The organism is Oceanospirillum linum, from assembly GCF_001995095.2.
In the GTDB taxonomy this organism is placed as follows: domain Bacteria; phylum Pseudomonadota; class Gammaproteobacteria; order Pseudomonadales; family Halomonadaceae; genus Oceanospirillum; species Oceanospirillum linum.
In genome coordinates this window covers 352,641-376,446 of record NZ_MTSD02000001.1, presented here as the reverse complement: position 1 = coordinate 376,446, position 23,806 = coordinate 352,641, and the positions used below count along the sequence as shown (strand labels likewise).

At 49.6% G+C, this 23,806-nt stretch carries 22 protein-coding genes; 19 read left to right on the top strand and 3 right to left on the bottom strand.

Features of this window, described 5'->3' with window-relative positions; translation table 11 throughout:
- Window positions 1-330: 330 nt before the first annotated feature.
- From BTA35_RS01805 to BTA35_RS01760, 10 genes are all read left to right on the top strand, one after another.
- The gene (locus BTA35_RS01805; protein ID WP_077242709.1) at window positions 331-1,683 is read left to right on the top strand and encodes a Na(+)-translocating NADH-quinone reductase subunit A; all 1,353 of its coding nucleotides are present in this window, start codon (window positions 331-333) and stop codon (window positions 1,681-1,683) included.
- A complete protein-coding gene (locus BTA35_RS01800; RefSeq protein WP_077242708.1) occupies window positions 1,683-2,885 on the top strand; it encodes an NADH:ubiquinone reductase (Na(+)-transporting) subunit B in 1,203 nt (400 codons plus the stop codon). The genes BTA35_RS01805 and BTA35_RS01800 overlap by 1 nt, the downstream gene beginning before the upstream one ends.
- Window positions 2,878-3,657, top strand: a complete 780-nt coding sequence (locus tag BTA35_RS01795) for a Na(+)-translocating NADH-quinone reductase subunit C (protein ID WP_077242707.1) — start codon at window positions 2,878-2,880, stop codon at window positions 3,655-3,657. Before BTA35_RS01800 ends, BTA35_RS01795 begins: the two co-directional genes overlap by 8 nt.
- 2 nt (window positions 3,658-3,659) lie before the next feature.
- A complete protein-coding gene (locus BTA35_RS01790; protein ID WP_077242706.1) occupies window positions 3,660-4,325 on the top strand; it encodes an NADH:ubiquinone reductase (Na(+)-transporting) subunit D in 666 nt (221 codons plus the stop codon).
- Complete coding sequence (gene nqrE, locus BTA35_RS01785; RefSeq protein WP_077242705.1) at window positions 4,325-4,945, top strand: NADH:ubiquinone reductase (Na(+)-transporting) subunit E; 621 nt, start codon at window positions 4,325-4,327, stop codon at window positions 4,943-4,945. The genes BTA35_RS01790 and nqrE overlap by 1 nt, the downstream gene beginning before the upstream one ends.
- Window positions 4,946-4,984: 39 nt before the next feature.
- Window positions 4,985-6,214 (top strand): NADH:ubiquinone reductase (Na(+)-transporting) subunit F, encoded by a 1,230-nt coding sequence (nqrF, locus tag BTA35_RS01780; protein ID WP_077242704.1) that lies wholly within the window; start codon window positions 4,985-4,987, stop codon window positions 6,212-6,214.
- A 3-nt stretch (window positions 6,215-6,217) separates the two neighbouring features.
- A complete protein-coding gene (locus BTA35_RS01775; protein WP_077242703.1) occupies window positions 6,218-7,351 on the top strand; it encodes an FAD:protein FMN transferase in 1,134 nt (377 codons plus the stop codon).
- Between the two features lie 64 nt (window positions 7,352-7,415).
- On the top strand, window positions 7,416-7,667 hold the full coding sequence (gene nqrM, locus BTA35_RS01770; protein ID WP_077242702.1) for a (Na+)-NQR maturation NqrM: 252 nt from the start codon (window positions 7,416-7,418) through the stop codon (window positions 7,665-7,667).
- A gap of 282 nt (window positions 7,668-7,949) precedes the next feature.
- Window positions 7,950-9,344 carry a Si-specific NAD(P)(+) transhydrogenase gene (sthA, locus tag BTA35_RS01765; protein WP_077242701.1) on the top strand — a complete coding sequence of 465 codons (1,395 nt, stop codon included), beginning with the start codon at window positions 7,950-7,952 and terminating at the stop codon, window positions 9,342-9,344.
- Window positions 9,345-9,463: 119 nt separating this feature from the next.
- Entirely contained in the window at window positions 9,464-10,348 is an 885-nt protein-coding gene (locus BTA35_RS01760; protein WP_077242700.1) for an LEA/WHy family protein, read from the top strand.
- Between the two features lie 714 nt (window positions 10,349-11,062).
- Here the strand turns inward: BTA35_RS01760 and BTA35_RS01755 are convergent.
- Window positions 11,063-11,983, bottom strand: coding sequence for a carbon-nitrogen hydrolase (locus tag BTA35_RS01755; protein ID WP_077242699.1), 921 nt, complete (start codon window positions 11,981-11,983; stop codon window positions 11,063-11,065).
- Entirely contained in the window at window positions 11,983-13,065 is a 1,083-nt protein-coding gene (locus BTA35_RS01750; protein WP_077242698.1) for an agmatine deiminase family protein, read from the bottom strand. The genes BTA35_RS01755 and BTA35_RS01750 overlap by 1 nt, the downstream gene beginning before the upstream one ends.
- Window positions 13,066-13,442: 377 nt before the next feature.
- On the opposite strand from BTA35_RS01750, the gene BTA35_RS01745 reads away from it, so the two are divergent.
- Genes BTA35_RS01745 through BTA35_RS01735 form a run of 3 tightly spaced genes read left to right on the top strand, consistent with a single transcriptional unit; the run spans window position 13,443 to window position 16,396 of the window.
- Window positions 13,443-14,684 carry a lipoprotein-releasing ABC transporter permease subunit gene (locus BTA35_RS01745; protein WP_077243352.1) on the top strand — a complete coding sequence of 414 codons (1,242 nt, stop codon included), beginning with the start codon at window positions 13,443-13,445 and terminating at the stop codon, window positions 14,682-14,684.
- Window positions 14,677-15,381 (top strand): ABC transporter ATP-binding protein, encoded by a 705-nt coding sequence (locus tag BTA35_RS01740; protein ID WP_077242697.1) that lies wholly within the window; start codon window positions 14,677-14,679, stop codon window positions 15,379-15,381. The genes BTA35_RS01745 and BTA35_RS01740 overlap by 8 nt, the downstream gene beginning before the upstream one ends.
- A gap of 1 nt (window position 15,382) precedes the next feature.
- Window positions 15,383-16,396, top strand: a complete 1,014-nt coding sequence (locus BTA35_RS01735; protein ID WP_077242696.1) for a phospholipase A — start codon at window positions 15,383-15,385, stop codon at window positions 16,394-16,396.
- A 55-nt stretch (window positions 16,397-16,451) separates the two neighbouring features.
- Here BTA35_RS01735 and BTA35_RS01730 read toward each other — a convergent pair whose 3' ends face one another.
- Window positions 16,452-17,003, bottom strand: a complete 552-nt coding sequence (locus tag BTA35_RS01730; RefSeq protein ID WP_077243351.1) for a DUF2062 domain-containing protein — start codon at window positions 17,001-17,003, stop codon at window positions 16,452-16,454.
- 102 nt (window positions 17,004-17,105) lie between these two features.
- On the opposite strand from BTA35_RS01730, the gene BTA35_RS01725 reads away from it, so the two are divergent.
- The 6 genes from BTA35_RS01725 to BTA35_RS01700 all read left to right on the top strand — a co-directional run bounded on the left by BTA35_RS01725 (window position 17,106) and on the right by BTA35_RS01700 (window position 23,782).
- A complete protein-coding gene (locus BTA35_RS01725; RefSeq protein WP_077242695.1) occupies window positions 17,106-19,466 on the top strand; it encodes a DNA internalization-related competence protein ComEC/Rec2 in 2,361 nt (786 codons plus the stop codon).
- Between the two features lie 169 nt (window positions 19,467-19,635).
- Window positions 19,636-20,313, top strand: coding sequence for a MotA/TolQ/ExbB proton channel family protein (locus BTA35_RS01720; RefSeq protein ID WP_430522258.1), 678 nt, complete (start codon window positions 19,636-19,638; stop codon window positions 20,311-20,313).
- A complete protein-coding gene (locus tag BTA35_RS01715; protein ID WP_077242693.1) occupies window positions 20,310-20,711 on the top strand; it encodes an ExbD/TolR family protein in 402 nt (133 codons plus the stop codon). The genes BTA35_RS01720 and BTA35_RS01715 overlap by 4 nt, the downstream gene beginning before the upstream one ends.
- 77 nt (window positions 20,712-20,788) lie before the next feature.
- Complete coding sequence (gene msbA / locus BTA35_RS01710; RefSeq protein ID WP_238377466.1) at window positions 20,789-22,561, top strand: lipid A export permease/ATP-binding protein MsbA; 1,773 nt, start codon at window positions 20,789-20,791, stop codon at window positions 22,559-22,561.
- Between the two features lie 2 nt (window positions 22,562-22,563).
- Window positions 22,564-23,604 carry a tetraacyldisaccharide 4'-kinase gene (gene lpxK / locus BTA35_RS01705; RefSeq protein WP_077242692.1) on the top strand — a complete coding sequence of 347 codons (1,041 nt, stop codon included), beginning with the start codon at window positions 22,564-22,566 and terminating at the stop codon, window positions 23,602-23,604.
- Window positions 23,597-23,782: a Trm112 family protein gene (locus BTA35_RS01700; protein ID WP_077242691.1), complete on the top strand. Its 186-nt coding sequence runs from the start codon at window positions 23,597-23,599 to the stop codon at window positions 23,780-23,782. Before lpxK ends, BTA35_RS01700 begins: the two co-directional genes overlap by 8 nt.
- Window positions 23,783-23,806 lie beyond the last annotated feature (24 nt).

The window sequence follows — 23,806 nt, the reverse complement described above, 5'->3', positions numbered from 1 at the left end:
AACATTTTTCCTGCTATCTATCCGGTAATTGGCGGATATTTTCAGACGTTGCCCCCTAAATGACCGAAATTCACTTAAGACTAAGGCGCTTGTTGGGCCGAGGTTGTGGCAAAATGTCGCAGGTCGAGTGGTAAAGGGGCTGGCAGGTCTTTATAATGTGTTCGATTTTGGGCGTGATCCGGGTGGGCAGACCTGTGATTACGAAAACAGCCAAGCTGACCATAAGAATTATCGACCTGATGCAGGGTGCTTCTCAGCATATCGGAGCATGTTGCCTCAGGTTATCTAAGCTTTACCTTTAAAAAATAACTAAGTGATTGGGCGAGACGTATGATAAAAATCAAACGTGGCCTTGATCTGCCTATAGCCGGCGTACCTAAGCAAAGCATCGAAGATGCTGCTCAGGCACGTACGGTCGCTGTGATTGGCACTGACTATGTGGGTATGAAGCCTACAATGGCGGTGAAAGTCGGCGATCAGGTTAAGCTGGGTCAAGAGCTCTTCAGTGATAAAAAGACCCCGGGCGTGAAATATACGGCTCCTGCTGCTGGTGAGGTTGTAGCAGTTAACCGCGGTGAGCGTCGTATTCTTCAGTCTGTGGTCATTAAAGTTGCCGAGCAGGAAGAAAGTGTTCAGTTTACTCAATATAGTCAGAGTGAACTGTCATCGGTGGAGCGTACAAAGGTTCAGGAGCAGCTGGTTGAGTCCGGTCTGTGGACTGCGCTACGTACTCGTCCGTTCAGCCGTGTTCCTGCTTTGGAAAGCACGCCAAATTCCATTTTCGTTACGGCAATGGATACGAATCCTCTGGCGGCTGACCCTGTGGCTGTTCTTAAAGGACAGGAAGCGGATTTTCAGGCTGGACTGGATGTTTTGGCGCGCCTTACTGATGGTAAGGTTTTTGTCTGTAAAGCGGCAGGTGCTTCTGTACCGGCTCAAAACAGTGGCCAGGTTGTGGTTGAAGAGTTTGCAGGCCCTCACCCTGCAGGTTTGGCTGGAACTCATATCCACTACTTAGATCCTGTAAGCTCTGGCAAAACAGTTTGGACGATTGGTTACCAGGATGTTGTAGCCTTTGGTCAGCTGTTTCTGACAGGGACGCTGAATGTTTCCCGTGTCATCGCTCTGGGCGGCCCTGAAGTTAAAAACCCTCGTTTGGTTAAGACTCGCCTGGGCGCCTCTCTGGAAGATGTATGTGGTGCGGACATCGCAGACCGTGATTCAGTGCGCCTGATTTCTGGCTCCGTGTTTGGCGGAACAACGGCTAAAGGTCCTTACTCTTTCCTTGGACGTTACCACACACAGGTCAGCGTACTGAAAGAAGGCACTGAGCGTGACTTTATGGGTTGGTTGTCGCCGGGTGCGAACAAGCACTCCATGCTGAATATTTATGTTTCCAAACTGTTTGGCCTGAAGAACTATGCACCATCTACCAATACAAACGGTAGTGAGCGCGCCATGGTTCCTGTAGGTTCTTACGAGCGTGTTATGCCTCTGGATATTCTGCCAACTCAGTTGCTGCGTGCACTGATCGTTGGTGATATCGAAACTGCAATGCAGTTAGGCTGTCTTGAGCTGGACGAAGAAGATCTTGCTCTGTGCACCTATGTTTGCCCGGGTAAGTACGAGTATGGTCCTCTCCTGCGCAACAATCTGACCACGATTGAGAAGGAGGGGGCATAATGGGTCTGCGTAAAATCCTTGATAATATGGAACCTCACTTCCACAAAGGTGGTAAGTACGAGAACTGGTATGCGCTGTATGAAGCCGTCGATACCATCTTTTACTCTCCGGGTTCTACAACTAAGCACACAGCTCACGTACGTGACGGCGTTGACCTGAAACGTATGATGATCACCGTATGGATGTGTACCTTCCCTGCGATGTTCTTCGGAATGTGGAATGTGGGTTACCACGCAAATATGGCGATGGCTGAAACCGGTCTTATGGCGGCTGAAGGCTGGCGTGGTGGTCTGATCAGTCTTTTTGCTGGCTATGACCCTGCAAGCCTGTGGGACAACATGATCCACGGTGCGATGTACTTCCTGCCTGTTTATGCCGTGACCTTTATTGTCGGTGGTTTCTGGGAAGTGCTGTTCGCGATGAAGCGTGGCCACGAAGTGAACGAAGGTTTCTTCGTTACCTCTATCCTGTTCGCACTGACTCTGCCCGCAACTATCCCTCTGTGGCAGGTTGCACTGGGTATTACTTTCGGTGTGGTTGTTGCTAAAGAGATCTTTGGCGGTACAGGTAAGAACTTCCTTAACCCTGCTTTGGCAGGTCGTGCTTTCCTGTACTTTGCTTATCCGGCTCAAATCTCCGGCGACGCGGTATGGACTGCGGTGGATGGCTATACTGGAGCAACGGCTCTGGGTGTTGCTGCCGCTGACGGTATGGCGGGTCTGACAGAGACGCTGACCTGGTGGGATTCTTTCACCGGTGTTATGCCGGGCTCTATGGGTGAGACATCGACTTTAGCAATTATGATCGGCGGTGCTGTGCTGCTGGCAACCAAGATTGCATCCTGGCGTATTGTGCTGGGTGTGTTTGTCGGTATGTTTGCTCTGAGTTCTCTTCTGAATGCTATCGGTTCTGACACAAACCCTATGTTTGCGCTGCCTTGGTACTGGCATCTGACCCTGGGTGGTCTGGCCTTTGGTATGTTCTTCATGGCGACTGACCCTGTGTCTGCCTCTATGACGAATACAGGCAAGTTCTGGTTCGGTATTCTGATCGGTGTTATGACCGTAATGATTCGGGTGATCAACCCAGCATTCCCTGAAGGGATCATGTTGGCGATTCTGTTTGCGAACCTGTTTGCACCGTTTATCGACCACTTTGTGGTTCAGGCCAATATCAAACGGAGAATGATGCGCAATGTCTAGTAGCAACGATTCCATCAAGAAAACGCTTACCGTAGCGTTACTGCTGTGTATCGTCTGCTCCGTGATTGTTTCCGGCGCAGCGGTTATTTTCAAAGCACAACAGCAGGAAAATAAAGACCTGGACCGTAAATCTAATATTCTGGCTGCAGCCGGTCTGTTGGAACCAGGTAAATCCGTAGATGAACTGTACGCTCAGATTACTCCTCGTGTGGTAAACCTGAATACAGGTGAGTATACGGACGAAGTCAACGCTGAAACTTACGACCAGCTGAAGGCGGCTAAAGACCCTGCTATGTCTAAAGCACTGTCTAACAGTGAAGATATTGCCAGCATTAAGCGCCGTGAGCAGTTCGCTACGGTATATCTGGTTGAGAAGGACGGTCAGCTTGACCGTATTATTCTACCAGTACGTGGTTATGGCCTATGGTCAACACTGCATGGCTTTTTAGCTCTGGAAGCTGACGCTAACACTGTCGTTGGGCTTGGCTTCTACCAGCACGCGGAAACTCCGGGACTGGGTGGTGAAGTTGATAACCCTAAGTGGAAAGCGATCTGGCCGGGCAAAAAAGTGTTTGAAGGCAGCAGCATGACGCCTGTGATCGAAGTGATCAAAGGTTCCGTTGATGAAGGTACTGCCAATGCAGAACACAAAGTTGACGGCCTGTCTGGTGCAACTCTGACCAGTCGTGGTGTAAGTAACCTGGTTAAATACTGGGTCGGCAGTGAGGGCTTTGGTCCTTACCTCAGCAAAATTCGTAAGGAAGGAGTATAAAGATGGCTGATGCTCCAAAGGGTGTTCTGGTAAGCCCTATTTTCGCTAACAACCCAATTGCCTTGCAGATTCTGGGTATTTGTTCCGCTCTGGCGGTAACGACCAACTTGGGCACTGCCTTGGTGATGGGTGCAGCTGTATCTCTGGTGACCGCGTTCTCGAGTATGTTTATCTCGATGATTCGTAATCAGATCCCAAACAGCATTCGTATTATTGTGCAGATGACGATTATTGCATCCTTGGTAATCGTCGTTGACCAGGTACTGAAGGCCTACGCTTATGAAACCAGTAAGCAGCTATCAGTATTTGTGGGACTGATTATTACCAACTGTATCGTAATGGGTCGTGCTGAAGCATACGCGATGAAAAACGGTCCTGTGATGAGCTTCATCGACGGTATCGGTAATGGCCTGGGCTACACTGTGGTTCTGCTGTTCGTTGGTTTTGTTCGTGAACTGTTTGGCTCCGGTAGCCTGTTCGGTATCCAGATTCTTGAAAAGATTAACGATGGAGGCTGGTATTTGCCTAACGGCATGATGCTGCTGCCACCTTCCGCTTTCTTTATCATTGCGGGCTTTATCTGGCTGATCCGTACCTGGCAGCCGTCTCAGAATGAAGTGGCTGAGTTTAAGATCGCTCCTAATACTCAGGCTAAGGAGGCCGTATAATGTTTGAATACTACTTAAGCCTTTTGGTTAAGGCGATGTTTGTAGAAAACATGGCCCTGGCTTTCTTCCTGGGTATGTGTACCTTCCTGGCCGTTTCGAAGAAAGTAGAAGCTGCCCTGGGTCTGGGGATCGCAGTTGTTGTCGTTTTGGTCATTACTGTACCGGTAAACAACCTGATCTATAACAATCTGCTGCGCGAGGGTGCGCTGACCTGGACTGGCATGGAAGGTGCGGAATCTATTGATCTGAGCTTCCTGGGGTATCTGAGTTACATCGGTGTTATTGCAGCGATGGTTCAGATTCTTGAGATGTTCCTCGATAAATTTGTACCTGCACTTTATAACGCGCTGGGTGTCTTCCTGCCGTTGATTACTGTGAACTGTGCGATTTTGGGTGCGTCTCTGTTTATGGCAGAGCGTGACTACAACTTCGGAGAGTCCGTGGTATACGGTGCTGGTGCTGGTATCGGTTGGGCGCTGGCGATTGTTGCGCTGGCAGGTATCCGTGAAAAACTGAAGTACAGTGATGTGCCAAAAGGCCTTGAAGGTCTGGGTATTACTTTCGTGACTGTAGGTCTGATGTCTCTGGGCTTTATGTCCTTCTCAGGCGTACAGCTGTAATTGCAGTTGGCGGAAACTTAGAACAAAAAGGTTCAGAACATGGTTGATTCACAACTTATTGTGCTGGGCGTGGTCATGTTCACCATTGTCGTTGTATCTCTGGTACTGGTGATTTTGGCAGCACGCAGCAAGCTGGTTAGCAGTGGCGATGTCACGGTAACCATTAATGGTGAGCAGAAAATTACCACCCCTGCCGGCGGTAAACTGCTACAGACATTGGCCTCGAATGGTATCTTCCTGTCATCAGCTTGTGGTGGCGGTGGTTCCTGCGCACAGTGTAAATGTATTGTATCTTCCGGCGGCGGCTCTATCCTGCCAACGGAAGAGTCTCACTTTACAATGGGTGAGAAAAAAGAAGGTTGGCGCTTATCCTGCCAGGTTCCTGTCAAGCAGGACATGGAAGTAGAAGTGGAAGCCGATGTATTTGGCGTGAAAAAATGGGAATGTACTGTAGAGTCTAACCCGAACGTAGCTACCTTTATTAAAGAGCTGACGTTACGTCTGCCGGAAGGTGAAAACGTAGATTTCCGTGCTGGTGGTTATGTTCAGCTGGAAGTGCCTCCCCATGAGGTTCACTACAAAGATTTCAATATTGAAGAAGAATATCATCCGGACTGGGACAAGTTTAACATCTGGAAGTACGTATCTAAGGTTGATGAGCCCATCACCCGTGCTTACTCCATGGCAAACTACCCTGAAGAGAAAGGTGTTGTTAAATTCAACATCCGTATCGCATCTCCACCTCCGGGTCGTGATGATGTACCACCGGGTCAGATGTCCTCTTATGTCTTCAGTCTGAAACCGGGTGATAAGATCACTGTGTCAGGTCCTTTCGGTGAGTTCTTTGCCAAAGATACCGACAACGAGATGGTCTTTATCGGTGGTGGTGCAGGTATGGCGCCTATGCGTTCTCATATCTTCGATCAGCTGAAACGTCTGAATTCTAAGCGGAAGATCTCTTTCTGGTACGGTGCTCGCTCTGTGCGCGAAGCTTTCTATGTGGAAGAGTTTGATAAGCTGGCTGAAGAAAATGAAAACTTTGAGTGGCATCTGGCACTGTCTGATCCGTTACCAGAGGATAACTGGACGGGGATGACTGGTTTTATCCACAATGTGCTGTATGAAAACTATCTGAAGGATCACGAAGCGCCTGAAGATTGTGAGTACTACATGTGTGGGCCTCCAATGATGAACTCTGCAGTGATCCAGATGCTTGAGAATCTGGGTGTGGAGCCAGAGAACATTCTGCTTGATGACTTCGGTGGTTAAGTCATGTGCAGTGATCTCAGGTTGTCGCCTACTGTTTATATCCGAACAGGATGGCGACAGATTGGAAAACTGATCACTGGCAGCCTGTCCCGTCTGGGGCAGGCTCTGAAAGTGGGGCTGGCCTTAATAGGGCTGGCCCTTCTTGCTGGTTGCGATAGTGATCCGGTTGTTATTAAATTTTCCGGCCCGATTATGGGCACGCAATATCATGTTTCTGTGGTCGAAAGTGAAGGCCTCAGCCTTGGTGAAGCCGAGCGGCAATTGCTGGCCCAGGGTATTAAAGATTCCCTTGTCGATATTGATCTTAAAATGTCGACGTATAAATCGTCTTCTGAACTGTCCCGGTTTAATCAGATGGAAGCTGGTGAGTGGTTTCCGGTTTCGATGGATACCGCTGCTGTTGTTAACGAAGCGCTACTGATCGCAGAAGAAAGTGGTGGGGCATTTGACCCTACTATAGGGCCTTTGGTTAACCTTTGGGGTTTTGGCCCGGATCTTAAACCTGATCAGGTACCCAGTGAAGCTGAGCTGGCCCTTGCTTTTGAACGGGTAGGCTACCACTCGGTTCAGGTGAAAGGTATTGAGGGTAAAGCCCCGGCTATTCGAAAAAATAAAGCGATCTACCTCGACCTTTCAGCCATCGCAAAAGGGTATGCTGTTGATCAGGTTGCCCGTTATTTGCAGAAACAGGGTTATCAAAACTATCTGGTTGAAGTGGGTGGTGAGCTTCAGCTTAAAGGGCGTAAGCCGGATGGTTCTTCCTGGCGGATAGCCATCGAGAAGCCTGACACTCAGGGTCAGGTTGCGCAGCAGGTTCTGGCTGTGACGGATGTCGCTGTGGCAACCTCCGGTGGATACCGGAATTATTTTGAAGCAGATGGTCAGCGTTATTCTCATACGATTAACCCACTGACGGGCTTGCCTATTACGCACAAACTGGCTTCAGTAACTGTTTTACATGCTTCCTGTGCAACCGCTGATGCCCTTGCGACTACGTTGATGGTTATGGGGCCTGAAAAAGGGCTTAAATTTGCCCGACAGCAAAAGCTTGCAGTTTATATGCTGGTCAAGGCTGAAGAAGGTTTTGATGTGATCCAGACGGAACAATTTACCGCTTTGACGAATCAGAATTACTGAGTCGTATTTTCCGTCTTTTTTATTATTACAAAGCGTTTTGATGAATAATCTGAGGTAATCTTAAATGACTACAATGATTCTGGCATTTGTTGTTATCGCACTGCTTATCACAGGTATGGCTGTGGGTGTTCTGTTTGGTCGTAAACCCATTACAGGCTCCTGTGGTGGTATGAGCGCTATCGGAATGGTTGCTGATTGTGATATCTGTGGTGGTAACAAGGATATCTGCGAAACTGAGCAAGAGAAAAAAGCAGGTAAGGTCTCTCAGCGTACAGATCTTTCGTATGATGCAACACAGCATGAAGGAAAAAAATAAATAACATGACAGCCGACAATGGCAGTTTCTGCAGATAATGGGCATTTTTTCCTGGCAAGAAAGCAGTAACTATGTAATTGGTTGTACAGCGTTAAGGTTTAGCGTTTGGCGTGATGTTATAAATAATAATGAAGCTTGTTTTTGCAGATACGCGGCGAAAGCATAATTGCTGGCTGTAACTCATGAGTCCACATTAGGGTGTTCGGGTCTGTTCAGGCCCAAAATCAGAAGGCTCAGGTGCAGCCAGATCTAACACGACGGTTAGGGAGTTATTCGGCGACAATGGCGGTATATAATTACGACGTAGTAGTGATCGGTACAGGCCCTGCAGGTGAAGGCGCAGCAATGAACGCAGCAAAACACGGTAAGCGTGTGGCTGTGGTTGAAATGCAAAGCTCTGTAGGTGGTAATTGCACTCACAAAGGAACTATTCCCTCCAAGGCGCTGCGCCATGCGGTGAAGCAGATTATCCAGTTTAATACCAACCGCATGTTTCGCGATATTGGTGAGCCTCGCTGGTTCTCTTTCCCAAAAGTTCTGGAGCGCTCTCAGCGTGTTATTGAGCGCCAGGTTCAGTTGCGGACAAACTTTTATGCCCGTAACCGGATTGATGTCTATTTCGGCAAGGCCCGTTTTCTGGATTCTCACACCGTCATGGTACGTGACCCCCACAACGGTACCGAAGAGCTGCGCGCTCAGAAGATCGTTATCGCTACTGGTTCCCGCCCTTACCGTCCGGCAGATATTAATTTCCGTCATCCCCGCATCTATTGCAGTGATACGGTTCTGACACTGGGCCACACACCACGTCGTCTGATTATCTATGGAGCGGGTGTTATTGGTTGTGAATATGCGTCTATCTTCAGTGGTCTGGGCGTTAAGGTTGACCTGATTGATAACCGTGATCGTCTACTATCCTTCCTGGATGACGAAATCTCTGATGCCCTGAGTTACCATCTGCGTAACACCGGTGTTCTGATCCGTCACAATGAAGAGTATGAAAAGGTGACTGCCGATGAACAGGGCGTCACGATGGAACTGAAGTCTGGTAAGAAACTGAGGGCCGATGCTTTCCTATGGTGTAACGGTCGTTCCGGTAATACTGACGATATTGGTTTAGAGCTTGTTGGTCTTGAAGCAAATGGGCGGGGTCAGTTAGAAGTTGACCAGCACTACCGTACCAGCGTAGAGCATGTTTACGCTGTAGGTGATGTGATCGGTTGGCCGAGTCTTGCCAGTGCTGCCTATGACCAGGGGCGTTCAGCAGCGGCAGATATTCTGGATGATGACGAATTCCGCTTTGTGAATGAAGTTCCGACCGGAATTTATACCATCCCTGAGATTAGTTCTGTTGGCCAGAGTGAGCGTGAACTGACCGAGGCTAAAATTCCTTATGAAGTGGGCCAGGCCTTCTTTAAAGATACTGCCCGTGCTCAGATTACCAGTGAAACTGCAGGTATGCTGAAGATACTCTTCCACCGGGAAACTCTGGAGTTGCTGGGTATCCACTGTTTTGGTGACCAGGCATCTGAAATTGTGCATATTGGTCAGGCGATCATGAACCAGGAGGGTGAAGGCAATACAATCAAGTATTTTGTCAATAACACCTTCAACTACCCAACCATGGCGGAAGCCTACCGGGTAGCGGCACTGAATGGCTTGAATCGTCTGTTCTGATTGTTAGCTCTATATGCTGTAAGTAGCCTCTGAATTTCGGTTCAGGGGCTTTTTTATGAGTGGCGTTAATTCGCCAGTGATTGTGGCATTATAACTTCGTCATTATTGGAGAATCTCTTATGCCATTCGTTTTATCTTTAGTTCACCGGCCTTCCGGTTATTACCGAGCCCTGTTTCTGTTGTTGTCTACGGTTTTGTTCACGGGCTGCGCCCAGCTGGGAACATTAGCTGAAAATACGATCAAGAGTCCACAAGTCGTCTCCCAGAAGATTCAGGTGAGCAAAATGGACTTCAATTACATCTATTTTGATGCGGATATCGAACTGCTGAACCCCAATCCGGTTGCCCTGAACCTGGATGGCTTTAACTATACGCTGGATGTAGAGGGCCAGCCGTTGGTGACAGGCGACAACAACGGCCTGAGCCTGAAACCGAGTGGGCAGGCTAATATCAGTCTGCCATTTAAAGTTCGCCTGGACAGTCTTGTTAAACTGGCACCGGAGCTGATGAAAAAAGATCAACTGGAGTATACCTTTGGTACTTTACTGACTTTGAACGGACCTCTGGGATTGAAATGGGAAAAGCCGGTTTCCGTGAGCAAAGTCATAGCTACGCCGAAGCTACCGGAAATTAAAATGCCAAAAATCAGCCTGGGGGATGTCAGCTTAAGCGGCCTGCAACTTAATGTGCAGCTGCCGGTCAACAACCCCAATATGTTTGATGTCAGCGTAGAGCAGTTGAGTGCCGCACTGATCGTTAACGGCATGAAGCCGGTTCAGATCGGCAAAGACAGCGAAACCCGCCTGCCGGCGAAAAGTGAAACTACTTTGGATATCCCGCTCAACTTCTCCTGGGACAGCACCAGTCGTTCGCTGTTGTCTCTTCTACAGAATGGTCAGCTGCCGGATATCAGACTGGAAGGTAACTGGAAGCTTAACCCGGAACTGCCCGGTTTTCAGGTGCAACAGTTTGATTTTGGTTTCGAAGATGGCAAGATGATTTGATAGATCAGTCCAATAACTCTGTTGGCTATGATGCTTACTGGTGGCGTGAGATCTTTGTTGTTAGGCGGGAGGTGTCAGATCAGAAAATCATTTATCTCCATAGCGATCCTTCTTTTGCTGGGTATAAGTTATCCGGCAGAGGCGGGTAGTTGTGGCAATATGAAAGTATCCAGCAGCGGTTCTCGCGTGGCTGTAGGGTCTTTCGATAACGTGTATGGGCCGTTTAAGATTTCCTGTCTGGGCATGGTTTCTTTCAAGTTCAGAGATTTATCAGGTAATAGCCCAAACAGTGTTATAGAGCATATTATCGAACGGCGCATCAAAGGCGTATGGGTGCCGGTTTCTAAGAGTTCAAGCCGCGGTGTAAGGAGCCTCAACCGCAATTTCTTCCCAAGGGTGGCAGGCCAATACCGCTACCGGATTAGAAATGCCGGCTCTAGCATCATTCGTAACTGGAGCATGGAAGGGCGTATACCCTTAAAAAGGATTCCAAATGTCCGGTAGTACGGTGTTTTTTTGGCTAATACCCATATCTTACTCTTTCTGAGAGCTACCACGCAGAGCGTGGGAGCTAGTCGGGATTATCTGGGCGTTTTTGTTGGTGCAGCCCAAGCTTCAGGTTAAGGCGTCAGATGTCGCTTGGTCAGATCTCCATAGGCATCGATACGGCGGTCGCGGCAGATTAAGGGTGGCCAGATCGTCTGGCCGTTTTGATTAAGGCGTCAGGTGTCGTTTGGTCAGATCCCCGTAGGCATCGATACGGCGGTCGCGGAAATACGGCCAGATACGCCGGGTGTCTTCGGTGCGCTGTTTGTCGATGGTGGCCACCAGTACGCAGGCATCTTCTCCGGCATGTTGCAGCAGCTCCCCCTGAGGGCCTGCGATAAAGCTGCCGCCCCAGAACTGAATCCCCTCACTCTGACCGCTTGGATCGGTTTCGTGGCCTACCCGGTTCGCCACCATTACCGGCAGGCCATTGGCGACGGCATGGGCGCGCTGAATCAGCGTCCAGGCATCTTTCTGGCGGGCTTGTTCATCTGCTTCATCACGCGGGTCCCAGCCTATGGCCGTGGGGTAGAGCAGAATGTCAGCACCGGCCAGCGCCATCAGACGGGCGGCTTCGGGGTACCACTGATCCCAGCAGACCAGAACTCCCAGTTTACCCACGCTAGTTTCGATGGGACTAAAACCTGAGCGGCCATCATTAAAGGTGGCATCCCCCGGTGTGAAGTAAAATTTCTCGTAGAAACCGGGATCGTCGGGAATGTGCATTTTGCGATAGGTGCCCGCCAGTGATCCGTCCTTCTCAAACACAACGGCAGTGTTGTGGTACAGGCCCGGAGCCCGTTTTTCAAAGATTGAACCGACAATCACCATATTCAGCTCATAGGCCAGTGCAGACAGGCGCTGACTGGTTGGGCCATCAATCGGTTCTGCCAGGTCAAATAGATCGGTATCTTCAGTCTGACAAAAATACTGGGTAGCGTGCAGCTCCTGCAGCATAGCCAGTTCACAGCCCTGGGCCGCCAGATGACGCAGCCCCTGCTCACTGATGGACAGGCTCTTCTCTTTGTCGTTAAAGGCGTGCTGTTGTACCAAGCCTACTTTTAATATGCTGTTTGGGGATGATGGCATCAGACGAGAACTCCTTCAGGTAGCTGCATTGTCAGGCAGTGCAGACTGCCATACTGTTCAACAATCGGGCGGCAGTTGATGGCGATAATCTCATGGTTCGGGAAAGCACTCTTTATTTGCTCAATGGCTTGCTGATCCAGTTGTTCATTACCGTAAATGGGTAGCAGGACTGCACCATTAATAATCAGGAAATTAGCATAGGTGGCGGGCAGGCGGTCGCCCTCGTCACTAAAGCAAGGCTCGGCCATCGGTAACGGTACCAGTTTATAAGCTTGGCCCTGATAATCCGTGAAGGCTTTTAGTTGATTTTCCATCGCTTTCAATGCGGGATAGTGCTCGTCACTTTCATCGGTACACTGCACATAGGCGATAGTGTGCGGGTCACAGAAGCGTGCCAAGGTATCCACATGGCTATCGGTATCGTCACCTGCCAGATATCCGTAATCGAGCCATAGGGTGCGCTTTAGGCCAAACGTCTCTGATAGCAGCGCTTCGATGGCTGCTTTATCCATAGAGGGGTTACGGGTTGACGCTAGTAAGCACTCGCTAGTGGTTAATAGCGTGCCGTGGCCGTCTGATTCAATACTGCCACCTTCCAGCACCAGGTCGACAGGTTCCAGATCACAGTTGAAAGCACTTGCTTTTGCCAGTTTGCGGTTCAGGGCCGTATCCAGTCGGGCATCAAACTTGTTGCCCCAGCCGTTAAATATAAAGTCCAGTAGCAGTGGCTTATCATCTTTGGTGACGGTAATGGGGCCGTGATCCCGCGCCCAGGTATCGTTGGTTTCCTGAACAAAAACACGCAGCTCTGTCTGCAGATTTAACTGAGTAAAGTGAGCGATTATTTCCCGCTTTTTCGTATCACTGGCCACAGTGATCAGCACTTTTTCACGATGGGCAATCGATTCTGCGATCTGATAAAAAACAGGCTCAACCTGTGTCAGGAAAGGAGCCCAGTCACTGTTGGCGTGTGGCCAGGTCAGCATAACACCGCTTTGCGGAGCCCATTCCGGTAACAACTGGTAGCACTTGGATGATGTTGTTTGGTGATCAGGTGCTTGAGAGTCTGAAGTGGTGCTCATCAGTGGCGATACCTTCATATTTAAAGAAGAGATTAGGAATAAATCAGGGGTGATCTGCCTGATTTTATGTTGCAGACCGAAACTTGTTCTGAGCCTTTATGTCTCATAAATTCTGGCCCATTTTGGGGCTGGAATTTAGCAGAGAATAGCACTTTGTCCAGTGCTATTTACCGGCTGAGCTTTGATCGGTTTGTGCGGATAACAAAACAGCAGCAATAGTGTCGGAAAAAAATGGCACAATTGGCAGAACACTTAGGGTTTAGCGTATGATAAGCCCACTAAAAACAGCCTGTTAGCGAGAGTATCTCTTTTACGGGATATTCATTTGAAATGGGCGTTGGCTACACAAGCCTGCGTCATAGCCTGAGTCAAACATGATGTTAGACAAGATTCCCTTTTTTATCGGTTTACGCTACACACGCGCCAAGCGGCGTAATCACTTTATCTCTTTTATCTCTTTAACCTCAATGCTGGGCCTAACTTTGGGGGTGGCGGTACTGATTCTGGTACTGTCGGTGATGAATGGCTTCGACCGGGAGCTTCGTCAGCGCATTCTGGGTATGGTGCCCCACGCGACCATCAGCTCTCAAAGCGGCTTTCAGAATTGGCCGGAGATTGCTGAAAAGCTGGAGCAGAATGAACACATTCAGGCTGCGGTGCCCTACGTAAAGGCACAGGGGATGTTTACCCACAGGGGCTATGTTCGCGGTGCTTTAGTGAACGGCATTATGCCGGAGCTTGAGGATAAGGTCTCCATCATGAAGGATCATATGGTGGCAGGCTCTCTGGGTGATCTGAAACCTGGTGAGTTCGGTATCATTATGGGGGATCTGTTGGCGCGCTTCATCGGTGTCGGTGTTGGTGACAAGGTGACGCTGATGATTCCGGAAGCCTCGATTACACCGGCGGGTGTCTTTCCCCGTATGAAACGTTTCACTGTTGTGGGGCTTTTCAGTGTCGGGGCGGAACTGGACAGTAATCTGGCGGTGGCGCATATCGCGGATATGCAAACCCTGATGCGACTGGATAAAGATATTCATGGCCTGCGCCTGCAGTTGGATGATCTTTTTAAAGCCCGTGAAGTGGTCTGGAATCAACTGCAGGAACTACCGTCTAATATGCGCGGTAGTGACTGGACACGAACCCATGGCAACCTGTTTCAGGCGATACAGATGGAGAAACGCATGATCGGCCTGCTGCTGATGATTGTGATTGCGGTTGCCGCGTTCAATATCGTGTCTACCCTGGTGATGGTGGTAACCGATAAACAGGGGGATATCGCGATTCTCCGAACCTTAGGGGCAACTCCGGCCACCATCATGGGCATTTTTATGGTGCAGGGTATTGTGATTGGGTTGACGGGTACGCTTATTGGCACAGGACTTGGTGTTTTGGCGGCTTTGAATGTGAGCGACTTTGTTGCCTGGGTAGAGCAGATTATGGGGATTCAGTTTCTGGATAGTAATGTTTATTTCATCAGTTATTTACCGTCAGAACTGCGCTGGGGTGATGTGGGTGTCATTACCGGTTCTGCATTTGTGATGAGCTTCCTGTCGACTTTGTATCCTGCGTGGCGGGCGTCCCGAATTCAACCTGCGGAGGCTCTGCGTTATGAGTAATCAACCTGTGCTGGAGTGTGTCGACCTGTCGATGGAATATGTGAACGGGCCAGAGAAAGTTCAGGTGTTACAGCAGCTGAATTTTAGTGCTTTTCGCGGTGAGCGTATCGCTATTGTGGGCAGCTCCGGTTCCGGTAAAACCACTCTGCTGCATTTATTGGGCGGGCTGGATAAACCAACTTCCGGTGATGTGACCATTGATGGTAAAGCCCTGGCTAAGCTCACTGATGCTGAACTGGGGCTGTTCCGTAACCGAAGTCTCGGTTTTGTCTATCAGCTGCACCATCTGCTGCCGGAATTTACCGCGCTGGAAAATGTGCTGATGCCGCTGCTGATTCGGGGTGATAAGCGTAGGGTAGTTCTGCCTCGTGCGATGGCTCTGTTGGAGCGTGTTGGCCTTGGGCATCGTGTTGATCATAAACCGTCAGAGTTATCAGGTGGTGAGCGTCAGAGGGTAGCGATTGCCCGTGCCCTGGTAGGGGAGCCAGCCTGTGTGCTACTGGACGAGCCCACCGGCAATCTGGACCCGAATACCGCAGAGTCTGTGAATCAGCTGATGCTGGAGATCGGTAAAGAGCATCAGACCTGCTTTATCACGGTAACCCACGATATGGCGCTGGCGCAGCGGATGGATCGCGTGCTCAAGCTGGATCAGGGGCAGTTGGTTGAACAGACTGAATCTGCGGAGATCATCTGAGATGAACGTTATCGGAAGCCTCAGGGCCCTGATTGGCCTGCTGGGGCTTGCTGTTGCTGGTACCTCTTTCTCGGAAACCCGTTCTACACAGGATGTTCAGCTTGTTCAGTCCGAGCAAGGCACTGGTCTGCCTTCCGGTGAAAAATCTGTTCCACTTGCACCGGATGAACAGGAACGCCTGTTAATGGCGGATAAGATGGAAAATACTGCTAAGGCACTGTTTAATCCACCATCTGCCCTGCGGAAGCGGGCAGAACGTGAAATAAAACTGGCGGATGACCCTTTGGTTTTTCTGCCTTATAAGGCCAACTATTTTTTGCCGGTCAGTTATTACAGTGGCTACCAGAAATCTGCCGGCTTCCGGGGGGCAGAATATGGGCCCGTAGAAGCACAGTTCCAGATCAGTCTGAAATTCCCTATTGATACCGGGCTTTTTACAGAGAATGATGCGCTGATGGCAGCCTATACTCAGCAATCTTATTGGCAGCTATACGAGCAGTCAGCTCCTTTCCGGGAGACCATGTACGAGCCTGAATTGATTTATGGCGTAAGCCTGAACCAGTCCTTATTGAAAGAGCTTAAACTGGAAGGCTTTACTCTGGGCATTAATCACCAGTCGAATGGTCAGGGCGGAGATTTTTCCCGTAGCTGGAACCGGTTGTTTGCAGAGGTCTTTTTTGCCAGTGGCGACTGGGGCATTGCGTTTAAACGCTGGTTCCGCATTCCTGAGCCTGCATCAGAGGATGATAATCCGGATATCAAAAACTACGTCGGAATCAGCGAGCTGGGCATGGCATACACGAAGTCCAGTCACGTATTGACCTTCCGTATGCGCAATCATACCGACAGTGATTTCTCGCGGGGGAATATGCAGTTTAGCTGGAGCTTCCCATTGGCAGGAGAGCGCTATAAGGGGTACTTGCTCATGCGCACAGGCTATGGTGATACATTAGCAGACTACGATAAATACACTCATCGTGTTGGATTGGGAATTTCGATTAATGATATTTTGTAGCAAAAGCAGCCCCCGATAAACGTATCGGCAATCCTATCTGGTTTTGCCCGAAGGTTTATTCTTCGTCTATATCCTGCTTCTTCTCTGGCAGAATAAGCATGCGTCTCTTGCGGCGGTTCCAGCTTTTACTGACATGCCAGCGCCAAAGCAGGCGTATGCCGATATTACTGAGAATGGCCATCATAATGCCGATGATAACGGAGCCGAGGTAAAGCGGTATCCAGGCATCGTTCAAAAGTTGGCCAAGCCATTCCAGGGTTAGCTCATCAGGCATCGGCTTAGCCTCAACGCCCAGAATCCATGCGCCAACCAAGTATGTGCCATAGAACATTACCGGCATTGTGACCGGGTTGGTAATCCATACAAGGCCTACGGAAATTGGCAGGTTACAGTGCAGTAACATAGCTCCGGCGGCGGCCAGAACCATTTGAAAAGGAACTGGAATAAAAGCACAAAAAATGCCTACCATGAAAGCAGTGGCAACAGAGCGCCGGGTCAGATGTAAAAGGCCGGGATCGTCAAGAAGCTTGCCAAGAAAGCGTAGAGATTTCTGTTCCTGTAGCTTTTTGGGGTCGGGCATGTATTTCTTGATGATTCGTCTTGGCATGTCTTTGGTCACCTTCTGAGAGCGGATCATTATCCACATATTCGACCTTGTCACTAGGGATTAAGGTCAAAAAAAACATCATCCGGACAGGAGGTCAGGTCGATGTGGTTTATTGTTGTTATTTTAGGTGTGCTGGCGGGCATTGTAGCTTTCGACTGGCCACCAGCTGAGGCCCTGTTGATGCTGGCCTTTATAGCGCTGGTATTAATCCGAAACCGCCCTGCTCTTATATCTGTTGCTACAGGGGTTGGGATTCTAGCGTATCTTTACACAAACGTGTATCTAGCTGTTTTATTAAGTCAAACGCTGCCCCAGACGTTGTCGGGGAAGGATCTGCTGATTCAGGGACGGGTTGAACAGGTCATGCGTGATTCAACGGACCAGCAACAGCTGAGATTTAAGGTTAATTGGTGCCAGTTGGTGGATGAAACAGCTGAAAGATGCACCTTTCAAGGCAGTGTGGTGGTTAATCGTTATCTGCATGGTTTGACGGAAGACAGGGTGTCATTATTTAAAGCCAGGGATGGGGAGCGCTGGCAGTTTCTTGTGCGCTTATATCCTGTCAGGGGGCTCAGTAATCCAGGACAAAGTCGTTATCGGATTCAGCAGTTGGGTAACGGTGTTATGGCCCGGGGTTATATTCGCAGTGAGCAGAATAGCCAGCGGCTGTCTGACGCTAATCTTTGGCCGCAATTACTGAGTCAATGGCGATCCGTTTTTTCAGAGCGGGCGGATCATCAGGATTTGCCTCTGGTATCAACATTGCTGACCGGGGATGGCCGGTATCTGACGGACCATCACTGGCAGCTGCTACGGGCCACCGGAACAATTCATCTTGTTGTGGTTTCAGGTTTGCATATAGGGGTTTTACTGGGTGCAGGCTGGTTTGTCCTTTCGCTGATAAGGCGAGTGTTACCCCTGGACCAGTATTGGCAGAGAGTTATTCTACTGACAGCCCCTGTTATTCTGTTATTCCCAATGTTGTTGATTTGGCCCCCTGGCGTCGCAGTAGCCCGTGCGCTTTTAATGGCGTTGCTGGTGATTTTTATTAGAAGCCGTGGCTTTCTTTTGTCCCCCCTGCGAGTTCTTCTTTTTGCTGTGACGCTGCTTCTGCTTTATGAACCGCTCTACTTGCTCCGTCCCGGGTTCTATTACAGTGTCTGGGCTGTTTTTCTGTTGCTGATTGTGATTAGCGGAGGCAGGCATCATGGCATGTTTATCCGGGTTCAGCTGGTTCTGATGGCGGGGTTGTTACCGGTACAGAGCTTTTGGTTGAATACTCCGGACCTGGTATCCGGTTTGGTCAATCTGGTTGCTATTCCTCTGGTATCGCTTTTGATACTTCCCTTGGCACTATTGCAGACTATTTTGCCTGTGCTTCCCCTTGAGTCTTTACTGGGTATGCTGGAATTTCTGTTCTGGCAATGTTTGCTGTTAGGGCTGGAGCTTAACTGGGGGACTCCAGTACTGGGCCTGGGCTCTGGGTTATTATTGGTTTTACTGACGCTGATCTGGGCGTTTCCGGCGGTACCGGGCAGACAGGGCGTTAGCTTGGTTATACTTAGTATCGGATTGTATTTTGTTGCAGATATTAAGCACGAGAAGGATCGGAAGGAAGGTTTCAGGGTAGAGGTTTTTGATGTAGGGCAAGGGTTAGCAGTGCGCATCCGGGTTGCAGACAAGCAGCTGATATATGACACCGGCCCATCTTTTCGTTCAGGCTTTCAACCGGTTTCACTCTTTTTACCTCCACTGCTGGCATCGGAAGCCGCACAGATTGATCTGCTTGTGATCTCCCATGGTGATAATGATCATGCAGGCGGTTTATCTGCGTTAACCCCGTTTTCTGAGAAGATTTTGGCAGGGCAGCCGGAAAGGCTGGATAAGACAGCCTTAGGCTCGGTTAAGCACGTTACCGACTGTCACCAGGGGCAGCTTTGGCAGTGGGAAGATACCGTGTTTGAGGTGCTATATCCGCCTGTTTCGACTGAAGTGCTGTCTGCTATTGTGCGCAGTGATAATGATCGCTCCTGTGTGCTGAAGGTCTGGTCGGTCAGTGAGCCGGAAAAAAGCATTCTTCTGACAGGGGATATTGGTCAACAGGCAGAAAGCTGGTTGTTAGCTTCGGGGCAAAATCTGCAGGCCGAGTGGCTGGTTGCCAGTCATCATGGCAGTACCGGAGGAAATAGCCTGGCATTTTTATCGGCGGTCAGACCTAAAGGGGTTATTTACTCGGCTGGGTTTAATAACCGGTATGGCCATCCTGCCCCAGAGGTACAGCAACGGATCGCCTATCTCAGATCTCAGGAGTCTATGGGGGCGAGTGAAAAGATCTACCGGGAATACAATACAGCGGATCTGGGAGCCCTCTTTCTGAAGGATGATGACCTTTCCGGTCATTGGACGCTTACGGCAAACAGAGAATTGAAGCCGCTCCGCTGGCGCTGGCAAAAACTTGATTGAGCCGGAATACTGCTGAAGATCTGGCCGTTGCGCTTATTTGTCAGATGAGCCTGGCGTGGTGAGGGAGAAATGCTGTTGCTGTCATTGTTTTGCGTTCAGACCAGCCTGACAATGGTGTACACTTGCAGCTTGAATGACAGACAATCACTTGTTCAGCAAAGGAAAAAACGTGGATCTCATTTTTTCTGCCGGTGGCTGGTTAATGTTGCCGATTCTGGCCTCATCTGTGGCTGCCGCGGCAATTATTCTGGAACGGTTTTGGGTATTACGTCGGGAACGTATTGCACCTTCTGCTCTGCGTCAGCAAGTGGTTCGTCAGGCCCTGTCTGCGCCAATGAGCTCGACTCAGCTTTATGAGCTGGAGCAGAGTTCGCCCTTGGGTTTTCTATTTGCAGCGGGGCTGCGCAATCTAGAGTTCAGCCGGGTTGTTATGAAGGAGTCCATAGAAGAGGCCGCAGCAGCCGTTGTGCACGATCTTGAACGTTTCTTAAGCTTACTGGGCTCCATTGCTGCGATTACTCCTTTGCTGGGGTTGTTGGGAACGGTTCTAGGTATGATTGATGTCTTTGCCGTCATTATGGAGCAGGGGGCTGGTAAAGCGCCGGCATTGGCTGGTGGCATCTCTCAGGCACTGGTTACAACCGCTGCGGGTCTGTCGGTTGCCATTCCGGCTGTTCTTTTTCATCGTTTTTTTGAACGACGTGTGCAGGATATGGTTGTTAATCTGGAGCAGGAGTCAATCAAATTGGTTGATGAGCTATATGGTCAACGGGCAAAAGTGTCTTCCGGCCTGGATGAGCGATCCCGTATGCAACGTGATATGACTGAAAAGGTTATCCCTGCGTGAAATTTCAGCGTCGCCAGTCGGAGCCCGTCAGCCTTAATCTGACACCCCTGATTGATGTGGTTTTTCTGCTACTGATTTTTTTTATGGTCTCCACTACGTTTGACCAGAGTAGCGAACTTGAGCTTCAGCTACCGGAAACAAGCCATGGCCAGGCTGTTGAAACACCTGCACCGCTTCGGCTTGAGGTTCCTGAAACAGGTTCCATTTTGATGAATGGGAAACCTGTTGAAAAACTCTCATCAGCCCTGGCTGACTACCTTAAGCGGCAGGCATCCTCAGGGCGGGTGGTTGTGATTGCTGATGAAAGGGCTCGCCATGGTCGGGTAACGCGGGTTTTGGATGACCTGGCGGGTGCGGGTCTGACTCAGGTCAGTTTTCAGACCCGGTTTGCCCAATAAGTGGTTAACATAACGCTTCCTGGCGAGACCTCAGCATTTTTAATTAAAAAAACAGCGTTTTAATAAGGTAGCTTCACTTGTCTGATCAAAAGATATCGCCTTTCGAAGACTCGCCAAAAAGCGCGGCGAGTTCTTATTTCCGCTTACTAAAATACGTGAAGGCATACAGCTGGGCATTTGCCTTAAGTATTCTGGGTTATATTATTTATGCAGCGTCGAGTACAGCGTTTGCCGAACTGATGAAATACCTGGTTGATTCCATAGAAAAGCAAAACTCGGAGTTCCGGTGGTTATTTCCAACTCTGATGGTCAGTGCTTTTGCGGCCAGGGGAGTGGGTAGCTTTTTAGGGATCTACTTCATGGAAATTGTCGCTCGTGGCGTGGTGCACAAACTACGGTGTCAGCTATTTGATAAGTACCTTTCTCTCCCGGTGTCATATTTTGATAGTCAGTCATCTGGTCACCTTATCTCACGCCTGACATTCAATATTGATCAGGTCACAAATGCTGCTTCTCAAGCCGTTACAGTCGTTATTCGTGAAGGCATTTTTGTGTTCGGGCTGCTGCTCTATCTCTTCTATAACAATTGGCGGCTGACACTGATTTTTATTGCGATGACACCTCTGATTGGCTTGGTGGTCAGTGTGGCCAGCAAGCGTTTCAGAAAGGTCAGTCGCAGGATTCAGACCTCAATGGGGGATGTGACCCATGTTGCTTCTGAGGCTATTACCGGGTATCGGGTTGTACGTACCTTTGATGGCACTGAATATGAGCGCTCGCGATTCAATAAAGCAAGCGAGCTTAACCGCAAGCAGTTTATTAAGATGGCAGCAACCCGGGCCCTGAGTACTCCTCTTGTTCAGCTGATTGTTGCTTTTGCCATGGGGACTTTGGTTTGGCTGGCTCTGGACCCGGAGATTATGCAGGGCATGACTCCTGGTGAGTTTATCGCTTTTATTACCGCTGCATCACTTATGGCGAAGCCGATCCGTCAGCTGACAGAGGTTAATAATGCGATTCAGAGAGGGGTTGCGGCGGCGGAGGATCTTTTTGAGCAATATGATAAAGACGATGAGCCTGATTATGGTTCCGGCGTCATGTCTCAAATTAAAGGTGATGTTTCGTTCAGAAATGTAGGCTTCCGTTACCCGGGTACTGAGAAGCAGGTACTGAAAGACGTCAACTTTGATGTTAATGCGGGTCAGGTTGTTGCGATTGTTGGGCGCTCCGGTAGTGGTAAATCAACATTGATCAACCTGATTCCCCGGTTCTATGAACCTGTTGAAGGTGGGATCTGTTTTGATGGGCAGCCACTGGAAAATGTGACGTTGTCCAGTCTGCGGCGTCAGATATCCATGGTCACTCAGCAGGTCACACTGTTTAACGATACGGTGGCTAACAATATCGCTTACGGTCAGCCGGGCATAACCCGGGAGCAGATAAAGGCTGCGGCTAAGTCAGCTTACGCGATGTCCTTTATTGAGGAGCTTCCTGACGGGCTGGATACACTGGTTGGGGATAATGGCGTTCTGTTATCTGGTGGGCAGCGTCAGCGCCTGGCCATAGCCCGGGCTATTCTGAAAGATGCGCCTATTCTTATTTTGGATGAAGCGACGTCGGCACTGGATACGGAATCTGAGCGTTATATTCAGAAAGCGCTTGATGAAGTTATGAAAAACCGTACGACGTTTGTGATTGCGCATCGCCTTTCTACCATTGAAAACGCCGATATTATTATGGTGATGGAGCAGGGTGAAATTATTGAATCCGGTAGCCATAAAGAGCTGCTGGCTAAAGGAGGGGCGTATGCCCAGCTGCATTCCATGCAGTTCAGTGACGAAGAGGCTTAACCATGAAAGCACTGGAAAAAGCTTGGTATTCAGGTGCCAAATGGCCCCTGTTATTGTGGCCGGTTGAGGTCGTTTACCGCTATTTAGCGCGTAAAGATCAAGCAAAGAAACGGGCACAACAACGAGCCCTGCCGGTTCCGGTGATTGTGGTGGGTAATGTAAGTGTGGGCGGGACAGGTAAGTCTCCCATGGTGTCTATGCTGTGCCGGGTTTTACAGCATCACGGATGGCATCCGGGGGTGATTAGCAGGGGGTATGGTGGCAAGAAGCTCTCTGGGCCGGTCGCCGTTACCGCTGAAAGTGATGCAGCCGACGTTGGGGATGAGCCTGTGATGCTTGCAGCTCAGACCGATAGCCCGGTTGTTGTCGACCAGGACCGCTATCGGGCTGCTCGGGCTCTGCTTGATACGACGTTTTTTCAGAAGAATTTTCCGGGGCATACTGCCTGCAACCTGATTATCAGTGATGATGGCTTACAGCACTTGAGTCTGCCAAGGGATATTGAGTGGGTGATTGTTGATGCCAGTCGTGGTTTAGGTAATGGCCACTGCCTGCCCGTTGGCCCTTTAAGAGAGCCTGCACAGCGCCTGAAAGAAGTGGATCTGGTACTGGCGAATGGAAGTAACTGCCCCCTTGATATCGCAGGTGTTCAGGCGCATCCCATGAAGCTGAGTCCTCGTTACTGGAGAAATCTACGCACCGGAGAAACGTTTTCTGCAGGGCGACCTCCTTTCAAAACATCCCAGCGCAGGCCAGCATTTGCTATGGCAGGGATTGGTAATCCGGAACGTTTTTTTCAGACTCTGGAAGAGCTTGAGCTGCATATTGAGCGTCATCCTTTCCCGGATCATCATATTTATAAAGATCATGAGGTCCCGGATGGACGTGTGGTGCTGATGACAGCAAAAGATGCGGTGAAATGTCGAAGCTGGTCAGAAGAAACCTACTGGGCTTTGGATGTTGAAGCCCGAATAAAGCCGGACCTGATCGAAACACTACATCATCAATTATTGACTGTTTTAAAGAGAAAACACCATGGATAAGCAACTGTTAGCCCTGTTAGTCTGCCCTGTTTGCCAAGGGCCATTAGTTTATAAGAAAGAGCAGAACGAGTTGGTTTGTAAGGCTGATGGCCTGGCTTTTCCTGTTCGGGATAATATTCCGGTTATGCTGGAAAGCGAAGCCCGTACATTGACGGCTGATGAGCGTCTCGAGAAGTAATCCTCTATCGTGCAAGCTAAGGTT